The organism is Marinomonas balearica (genome assembly GCF_004362145.1).
Taxonomy (GTDB): domain Bacteria; phylum Pseudomonadota; class Gammaproteobacteria; order Pseudomonadales; family Marinomonadaceae; genus Marinomonas; species Marinomonas balearica.
The window spans coordinates 14,537-29,318 of the sequence record NZ_SNXC01000014.1 but is presented as its reverse complement, the minus strand read 5'-3'; the positions used below and the strand labels follow the sequence as shown (position 1 = coordinate 29,318).

Below are 14,782 nucleotides of genomic sequence, written 5' to 3'. Positions count from 1 at the left end.
CTAAAGACTGTTAAACCATTTACTTGAAAGGATATTTTGAATTTTGTTCGCATAATTAGGATCGGTTGCATACCCGCCTTTTTGCAAGTAAGCGGCAAACATTGCGGCATCATCTCCGGCCTGAAGGGCATCTTTATACCGCTCACTGGCGTTCAAGAAGTCCGCATAGTCATTAAAACTGTCTTCAAAAGAAGAATACGCTCTAAAGGCTGCCTTTTCTTGCTTAGCAACACCATCACGGTATTCCAAAGTGTTTACGACCGCTTTATCGCCAGACCACCTCGAATCCGCCTTAATACCAAAAAGATTAAAACTTGCCGTGCCATCGTCTTTCGCGATTGGGTGTTTTCCCCATCCTGACTCTAAAGCAGCTTGCGCTAGGATTGCTTTCGGATCAACACCGATAGTCTCTCCTGCCTGTTTAGCTAGCGGCCACAACTGCTCAACAAAAGCTTCTGGAGAACCAAAAACAACCTCTTTTACAGGAATTGAAGTATTTGACGGCTCATCCAAAGATGTTTTATTTCTAAGTTCGCTCCCCGAAACACTATCTGCTTGGCGAGCACTATTGCTTTGCGCATCTCTCGCTGCATTATCCGCAGCGAGCTTGATCATCGTATTCAGTTGCCCTGAGTCAATTTTATTTAATTGCGCTAACCAATCGGAATCTGAACTCGTTGACGATGTTGCGTCGTCCGCTTTTTCTAATCCACTGGATCTAGACAGCTGACGAATAAGTGCATCCGCTAGCCCTACACCGCCATTATTGGCAAGGTTTTGGGACATTTGTGAATCCATCATTTCTTGGTAATGTTTCATCTGGCTCGAACTAAACAAATCAGTACCAATATTTTCATTGGCACTGCGCATGTTCTTAAACATCATATTGATAAAAATGGATTCAAACTCTTTTGCTACCTGCTTTAACGCGGCATCAGGGTCTTTTTTCGACTGTGTTTTTAATTTCGCCAGCGATGAAAAATCCGCAAAAAATTCATTAGCACCAATTCGACTCATCTGCTCACCTCAGCCTAAATGACCACCAAATCTGCATTAATTGCACCGGCTTGTTTCAGCCCTTCAAGTATCGCCATCACATCCCCAGGCGCAGCACCCACTTGATTGACCGCTCTTACAATGTCGTTAAGCGATGCTCCTGGATCGAACACAAACATATGTCCACTGTCTTCATCCACCGTTATTTCAGTACGAGGCGCTAAAATAGTCTCACCACCCGCGAGAGCATTTGGTTGACCAATTTCAGGGTTTTCTTTGATGGTTACCGTCAGGCTACCATGAGTCACAGCCGCTGGTGATACTTTTACATGCTGGCCAATTATAATTGTGCCGGTACGTGAATTTATGACGATCTTTGCCCGTTCCTCTCCCACTTCAACTTCCAAATTTTCCAATATAGAAAGAAACGTTACTCGCTGAGAGGGATCTCGCGGGGCTGTCACACGAATGGAAGTCGCATCCAGCGTCGTCGCCACTCCCGGCCCCAAAAGCCCATTAATTTTATCGGCAACTTGTTTTGAGGTGGTGAAATCCGGCCTATTAAGATTGAAAGTAAGCGTATCACCACGGTTAAAGCTGCTTGGAACAACTTTTTCAACCGATGCTCCGTTGGGTATGCGCCCGACCGTAGGGATATTAATCGACAATCGTGAGCCATCAGCGCCTTGAGCTCCTAAACCGCCAACAACGAGATTTCCTTGCGCTATCGCATACACCTCACCGTCAGCTCCTTTTAGCGCTGAAAGCAATAAAGTCCCGCCTCGAAGACTGGACGCATTGCCCAATGAGGATACGGTCACATCAATTTGCTGACCCGGTTTAGAAAAAGGAGGAAGCGTTGTGGTCAAGGAAACCGCTGCAACATTGTCCGCGTCAACGTTCGTTCCAGCAGGCAAATTAATCCCGAACTGGTTCAACATACTCAGAAAACTTTGATCCGTAAAATCAGTATTGTCACCAGTGCCATTAAGACCTATCACCAAACCATAACCAAATAGCTGGTTTTCACGCACGCCCGCGACAGAAGCTATGTCTTTTATTCTATCGGCCAATGACAACTGTGACACCAACAGAGTAATGAAAAGGGTAAGGCGTACACAGTATCTCATTATCATTGCCGAAATCTCGTTTAGTATATCGTTGCTAGAAAGGCATCCATTTTGAATTTATAAATCGGGTCAACCATCCTTGTTCGCTGCCCGCAGCCAATTCGCCCGTACCAGAATAAGCAATTCGTGCATCAGCCAGTCGATTAGATTGTACCGTATTATCCGCTCCAATATCTTCTTCTCTGACCAACCCAGACAAGCGTATATACTCTTCCCCCTGATTCAGAGTAATCCACTTTTCACCACGGATAGCAAGCAAACCATTAGGATACACTTCAAACACCGTTACCGTAATACTGCCCACTAAACTATTGCTTTGGTTTGCGTCTGCACTTCCCGCGAATTCGGAGGTAATAGAAGGCACAGTTGTATCTAAGCCAATTGGCACCCCTAAAATGGTAGGGTTCCCAATAGTAGCGGAAGACTCTTTACTCAGGTTTGCAGCATTACTTTTAGTCGAGCTGGTGCTTTCAGACAAAGTCACCGTCAGAATATCCCCTACACTTCGCGCTTTCTTATCGCCAAAAAACACATCCCCCATTCCCACTTGATAAATACCGCCATCCGCCGATTTTGAGTATTTCAGGGTGGGTTGTACAACTGGCGCATAAAAAGGATCGTCTGCTTTGGGTGCAGGCTCAACAGCCGCACAGCCAGCTAATAAGATAGGAATAGCGAGTAAAAGAGAATTATAACGATTCATTTATCTAGCCCGTAATTATTATAATTGCTGAGTCACGAATCCAAGCATACCATCCGCCGTTGAGATGACCTTAGAGTTCATTTCGTAAGCCCGCTGGGTTGTAATCATAGTAACAAGCTCTTCCACTGAGTTTACGTTAGAGGATTCAAGCATTCCTTGACCAAGCTCTCCAAGCCCATCTTCTCCTGGAACACCGACAATAGGCGCACCACTCGCGGATGTTTCTTCATAGAGGTTTCCGCCCAAGAAATACAAACCCGCGGGATTAATGAAGTTGGCAATGGTAATCGACCCGACCTCTTCTTGGTCTGTTTCACCAGCACGAAGAACAGAGACCGTACCGTCTTCACCTATCGTGATATCAACGACGTCCGCATCAAACGATATTTGAGGATCAAGAAGATTACCAGTGGAATCAACCATCTGGCCTTGGTTATTCAATTGAAATGACCCATCACGTGTATAGGCTGTCGTACCGTCATTTCGAGTTATTTGAAAAAAACCAGCCCCTTGAATGGCAACATCCAAGTTTCTATCGGTAACATTGTACTCACCTTCAGCGAAGTTTTTTTGCACGCCCGTAACTCGAACTCCGGCTCCCACTTGCAAACCCGACGGCAATTCAGTGTTTTGTGCACTCAGGCCGCCAGGCGCTCTTAACGTCTGATACATTAAGTTTTCAAACACCGCACGTTCTTTTTTAAAGCCTGTTGTGGATACGTTTGCTAAGTTGTTAGATATTACACTTAGCTGTTTGTCCATTGCCGTTAAGCCGGTTTTTGCTGTCCAAAGTGCTGTTTGCATATGTCTACTACCTATTTAATTCTACTAGCGCTCTAAGACTTTCGCCGATGCTGTGGCGTTTTGTCTAACGGAATCCATCACTTTAATATTCATCTCAAAACGACGGGCAAGTTCCATAATTTCCGTCATTTCTTCTACGGCGTTAACATTACTGCCTTCAAGAAAGCCAGAAATCACCTTTACATTGTTATCTGCATCGAGAGGCTCACCATTCTTAGTTCTAAGAAGCCCATCATTTCCTTTGGTAAGGTTTTCAGCGTCCGTATTTACAAGTTTAATTTGCCCTATTGATGTCGTTTGTGTCGCATCGCCACCTTGAGGAATAAACGAAATAGTTCCATCCGCTCCAACATGCAGCGCATCCAAAGGCGGAAGGAAAACGGGGCCAGCACTCCCAAGAACAGGCAACCCCGTTCCGGTAACAAGCTGTCCAGAAGGCGTTAGCTGAAGGTCTCCAGCACGTGTGTATACTTCTTGGCCTGTCTCATCCATAGCGGCAATAAAACCATCGCCTTGTATCGCAATATCCATATCCCGACCCGTTTCAATCATCACCCCTCTTTCCATTCTTGTTCCGGGGTTCTCTGTCATTGCGTACACCCGCGAAGGGTAATAATCACCATTAACCTGCATAGAACGAGCCTGTTCAAAATCTGCTCGAAAACCTGTCGTTGCGACGTTGGCTAAATTATTCGCGTGAATACCTTGTGCATTCATCACTTGAGTGCCTCCACTCATGGCCAAATACAAAGCTCTATCCATCACGTACTCCAATTAACAGTGTTATCTATCGAACAATTAACAATACATTATTCAAAACCCATGCCATCTTTAAAAAACACTTTAAAAACAAACCATAGACATAAAAAAACCGGCTTTCGCCGGTTTAAATTTCTTCGATATAAAACGTTTAGAGCTTAACGAAGGTTAATAATCGTCTGAGTTACAGTATTTTCTGTTTCTAGCGTCTTAGAGTTCGCTTGGTAATTTCGCTGAGCTTCAATCAACGCAACGAGCTCGGAGGTCAAGTCAACGTTTGATTCCTCAAGCGACCCCCCTTTAATACTTCCCAAAGTTCCTGTATTCGGCTTGCCGATATTTGCCGCCCCAGAACTAGAGCTTGCCACCCAACCTGTATTGCCAGAAGGAGACAACCCATCCGTATTATCAAAGGTTGCTAGCGCGATCTGCCCTAACGTTGCTGTTTGCTGATTAGTATAAGTAGCAATCAGATACCCATCCTCGTCGAAGCTCACCCCTTGCAACTCACCTGCCGCATACCCGTCTTGCCCGAACGTATCTGTACTCGTAATTGCATATTGAGTTGAATCCGTAAACGAAAGCTCTATCTCACCTGCTAAGTTTGTTGGATCCCAGCCTGTTATAGTTAAATCCGTTGCAGGCACTGGCGTTGTATAAGGCTCATAGCCTGTAAAAGTCCCAGTCAAATTACCACTTGAATCAAACTGAACAATGGTATCCTCAGGCAAAAAGAGGTTTCCATCTGAATCCGTTGATTCACCATCAACGGTCACCTTTAATTCCCAAGTGTTATTCTCACCCTGTTTGATAAAATAGTAACCTATAGTATGCGACTCACCCAATGAATCATAAATTGTATTAGTGTTATTGTAGGTATATGTTTCAGGATCATCTGGATCAAAGCTTTCCCGAGCATTACCTTCAGGAGTTGTTACGTCACCCGCTACAGCGGGATCAAACGTTCGTGTTAGCGTATCGCCGTCGTCATCAGTACCAGTAATTGTGAAAGCTAAGGTTGTACCAATATCCCCCACCCCCGGCCCAGTGTTACCACTGTATATTGCGGAATATGCCGTACCACTAGTCGTGCCATCAGCATCATCGAATGTAACAAATGTATCCGCAGCAAGCCAATCTGTACCTGTAGAATCTTGAAGCTCACCACCAACAGTTGCATAGACTTGATAAGTATTTGGGTCTTCACTTTTAGCATAGTACAGTGTAATTACATGCTGATCGCCCGCGCCATCAGTTTGAGTTGTTGTTTGAGCATAAGTATAAGTATCAGGATCAGTCGGATCAAAAGACTGAGCAATATAAGCCGGTACATCTTCATCCGATGAATTAAGGTTCACCTGAATATCTACTTCTGTCGTTGCCTGAGGCGCTATACGTTCAGTAGGCACTTGTAGGTTTTCTAATGTACCACCAATAGCACCATTTACCGCATTGTAACCTTGAACAAAGCCACCATCATTAGTAACTAGGTTACCATCTTCGTCTAACTTAAAATCGCCAGCTCGGGAGTAGGTTTGCACACCACCTTCGTCGATAACAAAGAAACCACTGCCATCTACAGCTACATCAAGATTATTCCCTGTATCATTATAGTTACCAGCAGAGAAATCTTGTGCAATGTTATTCACACTGACACCACTACCAATGGTATTACTACTGCCTGAACCTATAACATTGGTATTGTACAAGTCACCAAATTCAATTCGAGATTTTTTAAAGCCCGTTGTATCAGCGTTCGCTATGTTGTTACCCGTGACTCCTAAATAGTCAGCGGATGCTTTAATTCCTGAAAGTGCTGTATTAAAACCCATAACAATTCTCCGCTTAACCGATGATATCGATTGTATCTGTTAATTTTAGTGTGCCATAACCATTAATATTCAGTGATGTACCATCAGTACCATTTAAGCTAACACCGTTAATTCGACTGGCAACTTGCGCTGTCAATTGAGTTGATTCACCCGACACATTTTTTGAGGTTGCGACAATATTATAATCACCCGCAGCAACATCTTCTCCTGCATCATCTTTACCATCCCACGTATACTTACCATCAGAATCAAGACTGCCGCTTCTTATTACATTACCACTAGAATCAGTAATACTGATAGAAGTAGAAGTTGAGTCGGTTGGAATAGACACCTTAATACTAGCGGAATTACTTCCATCGTATGAAATAGTATCTTGATCAACGTAAGCATACTTACCCACCAACGTTGAAGCAGTCAGCGCCTGACTGGACACCAAAGCCTCTGACATAGAGGTAAGACTCGAAGACATTTCTGTCAGCTGCTCTAGTGAACTAAATTCCGCCATCTGAGAAACCATATCTCCCGTCTCTTGAGGCTCAGTCGGGTCTTGGTTTTTCAATTGAGCGATATAAAGCTCCATAAACACATTTTTGTCAGCAAGCGAATCACTTGACGATGTCTCTGCACTAGAGTCCGTCGTAATACCCGCTTTAATCTTTGCCGAATCAGTACCGTATTGCGAAATTAACGAATTCAGCCCCGTTGTTGCAGTTGTATCAGCCATTATTTATCTCCTAGGACTGCCCAAGAGTCAGCATTTTTTGCATCATACTCTTCGCAGAATTCATTACTTCAACATTAGTCTGAAAAGAGCGTGTTGCGGACATCATATCGGCCATCTCTTCGACTGGATTAACATTCGGGTAGAACACATAGCCTTCTTCATTCGACATTGGATGGTCCGGCTCATAACGTGGATTCAAGGGCGCATCGGATTCAACAATCCCTGCGACATGCACACCCACACCAGATTGTAGATCATCATCTGAAACATCTCGCCACCCACGAGCTCGCATAGACTCTTCCATCATTTCAGAAAAAACAGGCTTGCGTGCGCGATACGTTTCATCAACAGAGCTAGCAACACTGTCAACGTTTGCAATATTACTGGCAACAGTATTTAAACGAATCGTTTGTGCGCTCATTGCAGAACCGGAAATCGCAAAAATATTATTTAATGACATGATTATTGACCTCCAGAAATTGCTTTTTTCATACCACTCACTTTTCGTTCTAAAAACAAAAAGCTGGTATCAAACTGCAATGCGTTTTGAGCGAACTCTGCCTGCTCTCGCTGCATATCAACTGTATTGCCGTCTAACGACGGTTGGCTTGGGTTTCTATAGAGCAAAGCATCATCTGTTCCAAATGTGCTAGAGCCAGCGATATGCTGATCATCACTGCCCGCTAAATCCAAACGATTAACTTCGCTTTGCAGCATAGAATCAAATGTAATATCTCTGGCTTTGTAATGAGGGGTATCTGCATTCGCAATGTTGTTCGCTAAAACAGATGCTCTTGCACTGCGAAACTTAAGCGTTTCATCATGTCCTGCAAAAGCTTGTTGAAATGTGATTGCCATACTACCCTCAAATTTATCTAAACCAGCCAATTTATGACTTTCTAATAGGTTCTAAACCGAATTTTATCTTTAACAAAGCAATTAAAATGCCAATTTCCAAAAACCACTGCTCATGCGGACTTATCGCATTAAGTAGATATAAAAACGGTAAAGCGGCAACAGATTAAATGAATACAGTGGCAAAAAGCGGCAATAAAAAAGCCTTGTGGAATCACCACAAGGCTTATAGAAAATTTCGGATACAACATCAATGGCAAAGTGCCACTGAGAGTCACATCTTAGTATTGGCGTTTCGCGATTTCTGCGGCTAACTCATCAAAGCTTTTTTCAGCTTGAATTTTTTGAAACAAAGCGGCGTTATTCTTCATTGATGTACGCAGAATCGACTCAGAAAGTGAACCCGCCTGTTCAGGGTCCAAACCTACTGCGACAACAATACCGCCTGATGGCGTAGGCATTTGACGCACGACCTGAGAGCCGATTAATGATTGCTCAGTGATCTGCTTAGTCACTACAGAATTTACGCGATCCACTGTTTCTGATTCACCTGCTCCAGTGGTTTCCACATACTGCTTCACCATATTTTGAACATCAACACTCAACACTTGTGCCAACTCAACTCGCGCAGATGTGGCTGCCATTTGCTTCATATAGTTGTAGCCCGCAGCTGATTTTTCACTGTATCCGACGGCCGACAAACTCATACCTTCAATAGGAGCACCACACACCCACTCAGGCGCAGCTTGATTTGAGCCATCAGCAAAAATACAAGCGGCTACAGGCGCAGCTTCTTCTTTAACTTCTGTTGAACTACAAGCAACGACAGTAAGAGCAACAAGGCCCAAACCCAAAAACTTTAATTTCATTTCCATATCCCTCTATGCAAGCACCGTTAATCATTGAATTATGCTCATAGCATAATACTAAACCACAAAGACTATTATTGAACCAACGGATTGTTAAACAAACCGTCTAATGAATCTGCACGCGTCGCCTCAATTGGCATCTGAAGCTCAATTGATCTAAACGAATTGTATTTTGATTGCGCCATTTGCTCCGCATCAACAGCATTGCGCAATATAGTTGGCCTAATGAAAACCAGCAAATTTTTCTTATTATTTTCGTAGGACGTACTTCTAAACAGCGCCCCAAGAATTGGAATATCTCCCAATAACGGTACTTTTTGTTCAACTTCAACAACATTATCTTCTATTAATCCACCTAGAACGATGGTTTTACGGTTACCTGCAATAACCGTTGTCTCGATTTCTCGTTTGGTAGTAATCGTACCCAGAGAACTTGCTTCTGGCGAGGCGGCTTCTACGATTTGACTCACTTCCATTTTAACCTCATTGTCTGCATTGATATGAGGCGTTACTTCCAAGGTCAAACCGATGTCTTCACGGGACGTGGTCACAAAAGCACTGCTACTGGAATCAGAATATCCCCCCGTTTGAAACGGACGAGTCTCCCCTACAAGAATTTTAGATTTTTGATTATCAAGTGTCATAATTTTAGGGGTAGACAACAAGTTTGAGTTGGAATTGCTCTGTATGGCCTGCAGTATCCCCGCCATATTCAAATCACCGTCACTGTTAAACGACGCCGCTCCCACGGTTATGCCGTTAGATAACGTTGGCGTACCTGCCACAACCGATGTCGCAATATCACTCAAGCTTCCACCAGCGGCACTAAAATTAGTACCTAAAACTGGCGTCGTCGAATCAGATGTATCGCCAAACAACCATTGAAAACCCAGCGCATCTGAGCTTTCCATCTTAACTTCAACAATGATGGCTTCGATTAACACTTGCGCTCTCGGAATATCTAATTCCGTAAGAACTCCCATTATATCAGCCATCACATTAGGCTCTGCGCTGACTACAAGCGCATTCAAGGATTCATCAGCCTGAACGAAAGAGCTTTCAGGTCTTTCTGAGTTTTGAGCTGTTTTTTCAGCGCTGAGCAATCCCGTGATAAGCTCTGCTGTCGTTTTTGCATCCGCATAGCGAAGCGGTATTACTTTCAAACGAGTGGTAGAATCAGACGGCTGATCCAACTGCTGTATCAACCCCTCTATCTGATCCAATGTCGCTTCTTTTCCTTTTAGCACCAATCGGTTTGTACGCTCATCCGCAATAATTTTACTCGAATTAGAACTAGAGCTCTTTCTACCATTACCTGATTCTGCACCTTCCACAAGCTGACTCAGCATTTCGATCAGATCACCTGCCCAAGCATGCTGTAGTTTAACGACACGTATTTGGCCTTCTACCGTGCTGTCCAAACGAGAAATGATGTCTTCTAGTTCTCGAATATTGGCCGCATGATCACTAATAATCAGAGCGTTCACTTCATTTACTGCGGCAAGGTGTCCGTATTGAGGAATAAGAGGACGTAGAATAGGAACAAGTTCTGAAGCCACCGCATTCGTAATTGGGATAACGCGCGTAACCAAAAGCTCACCGGCAGTCCGACCATCTTTATCAAATGTCAAACCACCTTGCTTAGCCACGTTTTGAGGTAAAATTTTAATTCCTTCATCGGATTCGATCGCAGCATACCCATGAACCGACAAAACCGATAAAAACAGTTTAAACACTGAATCTTTATCTAGATCCGCATTAGAAATAACGGTGACTCTACCCTTTACCCGAGGGTCGATTATAAAGCTCTTGTCGGTAATTTCAGACACCTGTCGGATGAACAAATTTATATCCGCATCTTGAAGGTTAACTTTCCAAGTTTGCGCAAAAGCCAATATCGGACACAATAGCGAAACAAGTAACGCTCTCTTTACTACATTAATCACAGATACGATCCTTTTCCTATCTCACAGGATAATTGACAAAGAAGCGTCGTGCTCCGCGACGCATTTCAATACGAGCGACCCCTTGAGATCGCATTACACTGGCCAAACTAGCATCCTGAGATACATTACCGACCGTTTTACCGTTAACTGAAACTATCTCATCTCCCACTTTCAACCCAATGCGAGTTAAGGGACTGCCAGCGACAACCTTATAAGAGCTGCCTGTTGCTTCTAACCCTGTTGAATTTAGTAAGCCTTGAGGGTCTTGTGTAAATTTACTCTCATAGTTATCGATCAATTCTTTTACTGTCATTTGATTCAAATCTTCGATTAACGGGTCGCGTCGTTTCGATGATTGATCATACTCTTTCACATCACCTGACATAGATTGATAGGCCGACCTTGCGCTTCCGGGCAGCACAGCTGACTGAGCACGATTTTGTGTAATTGCAGGTAAGGTTTCGCCGTCTGAGCTAGATGTAAACAGACTGTTGGACGCATCTGGAAAGGTAAGTTTCTCTTTTACGCCTGAGCGCTCGATAATAACGTATGAATCAAAGACTTCGTTTAATTTAACATTTGAAGAAATTTTCTCGCCTACTTTGTACAGCGTATCTTTCGCGCCTTTTGACGTGATAATAGCCATTCCGTTCGACTTTTCTGACGCAGGAAATACTCCTTTAAGGAGCAAATTCAATTTAGTCTTTTTAATTGTTTTGTCTAATGATGCTTCTTTTTTAACAGTAGGAAGCACACCAAACATATCTTTTGAGGGTGTAGGAATCGAGTTCTCGTTCGATTGTCGCGTAGGTTCGTAAACTTTTGGCAAGTATAATTCATCATGGCCAACCGTGCCGACAGTCACCCACTTACCAGCTTGCCATGCGATGAGCGTGACGCTACTAAAAATCATGATCGATTTAGTTGCATTTATGAGCAACGATAACACGTTAGTTAATCCTCAACTTACTATTCCCAGTTGCAGCTTGATATCACTGACTCTAAGAGCCATCTTAACTGAAACCACTTTACTTCCATCTTTCAAACATGTCGATAATTTATAAACGATCAAGAGCAATACTTTACAACTAAATTATAAAGCTGAGCATTAACACGGTTACATGGTAAAGCCAATTGGCTGAACAAGCACAAATGCAGGATAACTAGGATCTCCGTTCCACTTAATACCAAGCTCTTTCAAAAAGCTGGGCATTATTGACAGCTCAACCTCATTGTTCTCAAGCGTTTTTACATCGATCATTTTCTCGCTGGAAGCATTGAGTAAACCAAAGCGTGGCTGCTTTGCTGAAGTGCTTGCTAACAATTGCCAATGATCTACGTTTGCTTGTTGAGAGCGATTGCCATTTTTAAAGAATATGCTGCCAGAATCCCATTTGCCTTCACCAAAGACAGAGACCGGGATCATTGCCCCCCACTCCCAGTTTAGCTGCCATTTATCAAGGTAAATGGGCATACCAGACAATCCCACCTTTTGTGCGGACAATGCGGAGTTGGCGATATCTGCGTTGATTCGGGCATAGTCGATGTTTAATAAGAAACCTTCTGTCGTCGCCTGAACGTCACCCAGTATCTGAAATCGGTTATGCTCAGCTTGAACGTCAGCTTGTTTTAGAAATGGCAATCCATTCCAACTGATATCAACACTCCCCTTTAAATTGGGAATCGTGAGTCGCGCTTTTCCTTGCCACCAATGCCCATCTAAAGACTGGATAGAGACGCTCGCAGGGGCAACGCCCTGAATCAAGGGATACCAGTAATTCAGTGGCAAATACCAAGCAACTGACGCACACAACACCAGAGCAACCCATATAGTATGTGTTATTACTCTACGAGAGATCATTACTGCTTCCTTTTCGTTCTTTCTCGCTACCAAGATTTAGAGCTTATTAAAGCTCTAAGCGCAGCTTTTCAAGATCTTCAATTGTGTCTACGCCATGTGGCGGAAGAGACTCTGCAATCGCTACTTGTATACTTACATCGTGATGTAAAAAGCGCAACTGCTCTAGTTTTTCCCACTTTTCCAAAGGAGACACAGCCATACTCGCATAGCGAGATAAAAGCCCAACACGGTACACATACAGCCCAACATGCCGATAGGCGGCATAGTCGTCTGACAATGATTCAGGCACCTGCAACATAGTGAAATCTTCTCGACTCCACGGTATCGGAGCACGACTAAAATACAGCGCTCGACCATTATCAGAAAGAACGACTTTTACAACATTGGGATTAAAGAGATCGTCTGAACGCTCAATCTTACAAGCAACGGTCGCCATTTCAGACACCGAGTCCTTCGCTAACGCGGCAACGGCTCTGTGAATCAGCTCAATCGGCAAAAAAGGCTCATCACCTTGTACATTGACCACAATTTCAGAATCGCCCCAGTTTTTAGCGATTGCAACCTCTGCAAGTCGTTCTGTTCCGTTTTCATGATCATCTCGTGTCATCAAAACGTCTGCGCCAAATTTCACCGCTGCGTCATAAATAGAGTCATGATCCGTAGCGATAGTAACGCTCTTTGCCCCTGCTTTGGTAGCAAGCTCAAAAACCCATTGTAAAACGGGCTTGCCCCCTAAATCTTGCAGCAATTTCTTAGGGAAACGCTGCGAATCGTAACGCGCAGGTATGACAATGTGAAAATCTGGAAGGTCGTTGTTCATGATGTAAAAGTCTCTTAATTCTCTTTTGCTTCGAACGCAGGTTGCATCGCTAATTCATAGGCATCTTCTAAAGGCATCCTTGCTGCCAGAATCAAATCCGCCAGTTCACGCGCAGCACCAGTGCCACCCGCGGCCTTTAACGTCAAATCACAATGACGTCTCACTAACAAATGCGCATCGTTTGGACAAATAGACATTCCAACCAACGGCATTACCTGCAAGTCAATTACGTCATCTCCAATGTAAACAACCGTTTGAGACTCTACACCAAGTTTGCTTTTTAGCTCAGTAAATGCGGCCGCTTTATCATGACACCCGGGGTAAAAATGTTTTACATTCAAATCTTTCATGCGCTTATGCAGCGGGGCAGAATCTTTTGCCGTAATAACCGCAACCTCTACGCCCCACTTAGGCAGCAACTTCATCGCCACGCCGTCTTTGACATTGAAACGCTTAATGCATTCCCCTGATTCTGAATACAAAAGCCCGCCGTCCGTTAAAACGCCATCCACATCAAAAATCACCAAAGATACGCTTCGAAGTGTCTCTATCAACGAAGGGTCTTCGGAAATTTCGTGGTACTGCGAAAGAAGCTGTGTGTCCATTAAGCGCTCGTATCCAATTCTTCGAAAGTTTTAACCAACTCATCAAGTTGCTTTATTTGCTTAAGAAATGCGCTCAGCTTATCAAGTGGCAATGCACATGGGCCGTCACATCGCGCTTCGTTCGGTGATGGATGAGTTTCAAGGAACATGCTGCTTAACCCAAGAGACATACCAGCACGAGCCAATTCAGTTACTTGTGCCCTACGACCATCTGCGGAGTCAGAACGACCGCCAGGTCGTTGTAATGCATGAGTTACATCAAACATCACAGGATAATCAAACTTCTTCATTTCTCCAAAGCCCAGCATATCAACCACCAAGTTGTTATACCCGAACATTGTGCCACGCTCACACAACATCAATTGATCGTTTCCGGCTTCCTGACATTTGGTCAAAATGTGTTTCATCTCATGCGGCGCTAAGAACTGAGCTTTTTTAATGTTAATGACAGCGTCTGTTTGCGCCATCGCAACTACTAGATCCGTTTGACGAGATAAAAATGCAGGCAATTGGATAACGTCAGCCACTTCGGCAGTCGGAGCACACTGCTCAACCTCATGAACGTCTGTTATCACGGGAACATCAAAGGTGTTTTTGATTTCTTCAAGGATCTTCAACCCTTCTTCTAAGCCTGGGCCTCGAAAAGAGTTGATCGACGAACGGTTTGCTTTATCGAATGATCCTTTGAATACATAAGGAATATTCAATTCTTCTGTTACTTTCACATGCTCTTCCGCAACGCGCATTGCCAGATCGCGAGATTCCAACACATTTACGCCACTAAAAAGTACAAATGGTAGATGGTTCGCAACTTCTACCTTGTTGCCAATTCGAATTACTTTGCTTGTTTGAGCCATGGTTAATTCTCTAAAAATATA

16 protein-coding genes are annotated in these 14,782 nt (G+C 43.8%); all 16 read right to left on the bottom strand.

Translation table 11 applies throughout. From position 1 onward, the window contains the following. The 16 genes from flgJ to kdsA all read right to left on the bottom strand — a co-directional run bounded on the left by flgJ (position 1) and on the right by kdsA (position 14,761). Complete coding sequence (flgJ, locus tag DFP79_RS13725) at positions 1–1,017, bottom strand: flagellar assembly peptidoglycan hydrolase FlgJ (RefSeq protein WP_133504517.1); 1,017 nt, start codon at positions 1,015–1,017, stop codon at positions 1–3. Between the two features lie 14 nt (positions 1,018–1,031). Further along, a complete protein-coding gene (locus tag DFP79_RS13720; RefSeq protein WP_133504516.1) occupies positions 1,032–2,126 on the bottom strand; it encodes a flagellar basal body P-ring protein FlgI in 1,095 nt (364 codons plus the stop codon). A 34-nt stretch (positions 2,127–2,160) separates the two neighbouring features. Next, complete coding sequence (gene flgH / locus DFP79_RS13715) at positions 2,161–2,829, bottom strand: flagellar basal body L-ring protein FlgH (RefSeq protein ID WP_133504515.1); 669 nt, start codon at positions 2,827–2,829, stop codon at positions 2,161–2,163. A gap of 18 nt (positions 2,830–2,847) precedes the next feature. Next, positions 2,848–3,633 carry a flagellar basal-body rod protein FlgG gene (flgG, locus tag DFP79_RS13710; protein WP_133504514.1) on the bottom strand — a complete coding sequence of 262 codons (786 nt, stop codon included), beginning with the start codon at positions 3,631–3,633 and terminating at the stop codon, positions 2,848–2,850. Between the two features lie 24 nt (positions 3,634–3,657). Next, positions 3,658–4,395, bottom strand: a complete 738-nt coding sequence (gene flgF, locus DFP79_RS13705; RefSeq protein WP_133504513.1) for a flagellar basal-body rod protein FlgF — start codon at positions 4,393–4,395, stop codon at positions 3,658–3,660. Between the two features lie 155 nt (positions 4,396–4,550). Then, positions 4,551–6,224, bottom strand: a complete 1,674-nt coding sequence (locus DFP79_RS13700; RefSeq protein ID WP_133504512.1) for a flagellar hook protein FlgE — start codon at positions 6,222–6,224, stop codon at positions 4,551–4,553. A 13-nt stretch (positions 6,225–6,237) separates the two neighbouring features. Then, entirely contained in the window at positions 6,238–6,948 is a 711-nt protein-coding gene (locus tag DFP79_RS13695) for a flagellar hook assembly protein FlgD (RefSeq protein ID WP_133504511.1), read from the bottom strand. Positions 6,949–6,958: 10 nt separating this feature from the next. After that, entirely contained in the window at positions 6,959–7,408 is a 450-nt protein-coding gene (gene flgC, locus DFP79_RS13690; protein ID WP_133504510.1) for a flagellar basal body rod protein FlgC, read from the bottom strand. Between the two features lie 2 nt (positions 7,409–7,410). Beyond that, positions 7,411–7,806: a flagellar basal body rod protein FlgB gene (gene flgB / locus DFP79_RS13685; protein ID WP_133504509.1), complete on the bottom strand. Its 396-nt coding sequence runs from the start codon at positions 7,804–7,806 to the stop codon at positions 7,411–7,413. Between the two features lie 278 nt (positions 7,807–8,084). Beyond that, positions 8,085–8,672, bottom strand: coding sequence for an LPP20 family lipoprotein (locus DFP79_RS13680; protein WP_133504508.1), 588 nt, complete (start codon positions 8,670–8,672; stop codon positions 8,085–8,087). Positions 8,673–8,746: 74 nt separating this feature from the next. Next, positions 8,747–10,618, bottom strand: coding sequence for a type II secretion system secretin GspD (gspD, locus tag DFP79_RS13675; RefSeq protein WP_133504507.1), 1,872 nt, complete (start codon positions 10,616–10,618; stop codon positions 8,747–8,749). 16 nt (positions 10,619–10,634) lie between these two features. Continuing rightward, entirely contained in the window at positions 10,635–11,567 is a 933-nt protein-coding gene (locus DFP79_RS13670) for a type II secretion system protein N (RefSeq protein WP_133504506.1), read from the bottom strand. A 168-nt stretch (positions 11,568–11,735) separates the two neighbouring features. Beyond that, positions 11,736–12,479 carry a hypothetical protein gene (locus DFP79_RS13665; RefSeq protein ID WP_133504505.1) on the bottom strand — a complete coding sequence of 248 codons (744 nt, stop codon included), beginning with the start codon at positions 12,477–12,479 and terminating at the stop codon, positions 11,736–11,738. A 46-nt stretch (positions 12,480–12,525) separates the two neighbouring features. Then, positions 12,526–13,299, bottom strand: coding sequence for a 3-deoxy-manno-octulosonate cytidylyltransferase (kdsB, locus tag DFP79_RS13660; protein ID WP_133504504.1), 774 nt, complete (start codon positions 13,297–13,299; stop codon positions 12,526–12,528). 14 nt (positions 13,300–13,313) lie between these two features. Next, positions 13,314–13,904 carry a KdsC family phosphatase gene (locus DFP79_RS13655; RefSeq protein ID WP_133504503.1) on the bottom strand — a complete coding sequence of 197 codons (591 nt, stop codon included), beginning with the start codon at positions 13,902–13,904 and terminating at the stop codon, positions 13,314–13,316. After that, complete coding sequence (gene kdsA / locus DFP79_RS13650; protein WP_133504502.1) at positions 13,904–14,761, bottom strand: 3-deoxy-8-phosphooctulonate synthase; 858 nt, start codon at positions 14,759–14,761, stop codon at positions 13,904–13,906. Before kdsA ends, DFP79_RS13655 begins: the two co-directional genes overlap by 1 nt. Positions 14,762–14,782 lie beyond the last annotated feature (21 nt).